This window comes from Acinetobacter lactucae (assembly GCF_013344765.1).
GTDB classification, from domain to species: domain Bacteria; phylum Pseudomonadota; class Gammaproteobacteria; order Pseudomonadales; family Moraxellaceae; genus Acinetobacter; species Acinetobacter lactucae_A.
The window spans coordinates 1-1,168 of sequence record NZ_JABVBF010000340.1; the positions used below are offsets into that span (position 1 = coordinate 1).

The 1,168-nt window shown below is 29.6% G+C and carries 1 protein-coding gene; it reads left to right on the top strand.

The features are described 5' to 3' along the window. The first annotated feature begins 105 nt into the window (after positions 1 to 105). On the top strand, positions 106 to 750 hold the full coding sequence (locus HUN22_RS17170) for a TetR/AcrR family transcriptional regulator (RefSeq protein ID WP_087090864.1): 645 nt from the start codon (positions 106 to 108) through the stop codon (positions 748 to 750). Positions 751 to 1,168 lie beyond the last annotated feature (418 nt).

Genomic DNA, 1,168 nt, shown 5'->3' on the forward strand with positions numbered 1-1,168 from the left:
GATCTACACTAGAAAAGATTTATAAAAAATATTAGGTTGGACAATGTTTTAATCTAAAGTAGACTTTCGTAAATAGGCTATGAAAGTTATATGTGGTGATCTGTAGTGAACAATATTCGTGTAAAACGCACTCGTGCGCCCCAACAAAGGCAAATAGAAAGAACTAATCAAATTTTAGATTGTATGGAAGCGCTTCTGAAGGAGAAAGAAATAAATGATATTAACTTAGTTGAGATTTCTGAGTTAACCGGAATAGCTCTGCCTTCTATTTACTATCATTTTCCTAATAAAAATAGCATATTGGTTGCGCTGACTGAGCGAGTACATGAGGATTGGAGGGAAAATATCCGTTCAAAAATCACTTCTGATATTGAGTCATGGCAAGAGTTAATTTGCCAGTTTATATCTTTTGGAGCAAATCATCTTAAAGAAAACACTTATGTTTCTAAGCTTATCTTAAGTAGTAGTTCTCCAGCAGAAACTAAAGAGGTTGATGCGAATCAATGTGCCAATTTAGCAATGGCTATAATGGATAGTTTGGATAAATATTTTGAAGGGATTAATAAAGCTCGTTATACAGAAAAAATGATTATTGCTGTGTATATCTTAGATGGAATTTGGAAAAATGCATTTTTTCAGTATGGTTCAATACCAGATGAGATTGTAAAAGAATCACAAAAAGCTTTAATTGCATATTTGAGATGCTATTTCCCCGAAGATTATGAGCGAAAAAATAAAAAAGAGGTTTAATGATTAAACCTCTTTTTTTATTTAGACATAAATTTTACTTTTCTGATTTTGTTAAATTTTAGACGTATGGCTCAGTTATTGGTCAATTTTGTATTTTCTTCATTTGAAAGGTTTGTCTTGCAATTACAGAAACAATTAAACATTAACAAAGTGTTGTTTATAGCCAATTTTGAAGAGAATCAAAAGGTTCCTGTAGTCTTGGCCTAATTTAGCTTTCTTATTTTTACAATTCATAAAATTCATGCCTTTTTTTTATAAAAATTAAATTATTTCAATTGTTTATAAGTAAATCCATTCCTCAATAATTTCCTAAAACTTCAATTGTCTTTATGCGTTACAAAGTAAAAGCACAATGTTCACCAGCAGAACCAAAAAAACATTTAAAAACCATATTTGTTTTGGTATATTCTAATTATAT